General features: G+C 61.0%; 2 protein-coding genes. Both read left to right on the forward strand.

Going from position 1 to position 1,360, the window contains the following annotated elements; genetic code table 11:
- Positions 1 to 456: tyrosine-type recombinase/integrase (locus tag J8I82_RS37670; RefSeq protein ID WP_245180678.1), on the forward strand; the 456-nt coding region annotated here is incomplete at its 5' end.
- A partial coding sequence (locus J8I82_RS37675; protein WP_245180683.1) for a tyrosine-type recombinase/integrase occupies positions 404 to 1,360 on the forward strand: 957 nt, incomplete at its 3' end. The genes J8I82_RS37670 and J8I82_RS37675, both read left to right, overlap by 53 nt.

The raw sequence follows: 1,360 nt of genomic DNA on the forward strand, positions 1-1,360 counted from the left end.
AAATCCCGGAGCTTGCCCCTGTCTGACAGTGTGCTAGCAACGTTGCGCGAGTATCTCGACGCGCGACGACGTGCCGGAGCACCGCAGGATGACGACAGCGGCTTGTTCTGGCATCAGCAGGCTGCTGGTCGCTACTCGCGGGTAATGATCGAGAAGATGATGGTGACCGTGTTGAGACGCGCCGGGCTCAAGCCCGAACAGGGGCGCTGCGGGCCTCGCATCCATGACCTTCGGCATGTGTTCGTCGTCTATCGGATGCTTTCCTGGTATCGCCACGGAATCAATCCTCAGGCGCGGCTGCCATACCTGGCGACCTACTTGGGCCACAAGGACATCAACTCCACGCTTGTCTACTTGACCGTGACGCAGTGCTGCATCAGATGCACATCCCCGGGAGAGCATCATGATGAAGCCGGCCGATCCTTTCCCGCGACTGCTGCGGACCTTCTTCTATGAGCGGCTGGCCGAACAGCTCAATGTTTCCGCCCACACGATACGTTCCTACCGAGACACTTGGCGACTGTTTCTGCGCTTTGTCGCCGAGCGACGACGTTGTCGCGTCGCCGAGATTACGCTGCAAGCGCTGAACGCAACCGAGGTCGCGGCATTCTTGCAGCACAGCGAGCGCGAGCGCAAGGTCTCAATTGGCACGCGCAACTGTCGTCTCGCAGCGCTGCGCAGCTTCTTCAGCTTCGTCGCCGAGCGTGAGCCTACGGCGATCGAGCAGTGTGCCGAGGTGCTTCGAATTCCAACCAAGAAGGCGCCGAAGCCGGTGCGCTATGAGCTCCACGTGCACGAGATCGAGGCCATCCTGGCGCAACCGGATCGCACCCTGCTTGAAGGGCAGCGTGATCATGCGCTGCTATGGTTCCTCTACAACACAGGTGCGCGTATACAAGAGGTGCTCAACCTCTGCCCTGCCGACATTCGATTCGACACACCGAGCTGCGTGCGACTGCTCGGCAAGGGTCGCAAGGAACGCATCTGTCCGCTGTGGCCAGAGACTGTCGAGTTGCTCAAGGCTTTGCTGCAGCGGCAACCGTGCGGCAGCAACGAACACCTGTTTGTCAACCGATATGGTATGCCTTTGGGACCCTCTGGGGTCCGCTTCAAGCTCGCGCAGTATGTGCGTAGCGCCGCTGCTGTCGTGCCGACGTTGGCATCGAAGAAGGTCTCGCCGCACGCGTTTCGGCACGCGGCCGCGGTGCATCTGGTCGCCGCAGGCGTCGACGTCACCGTGATCCGCAGTTGGTTGGGGCACGCGAGCCTCGAGACCACCAATCACTACGCCCAAGCCAAGTTGGATACCAAACGCGAAGCCTTGCAGCGCCTGCAACCGCATTCAAAGAGCGACAGGCCA

The sequence above is a fragment of the Cupriavidus consociatus genome, assembly GCF_017814975.1.
Taxonomy (GTDB): Bacteria; Pseudomonadota; Gammaproteobacteria; order Burkholderiales; family Burkholderiaceae; genus Cupriavidus; species Cupriavidus consociatus.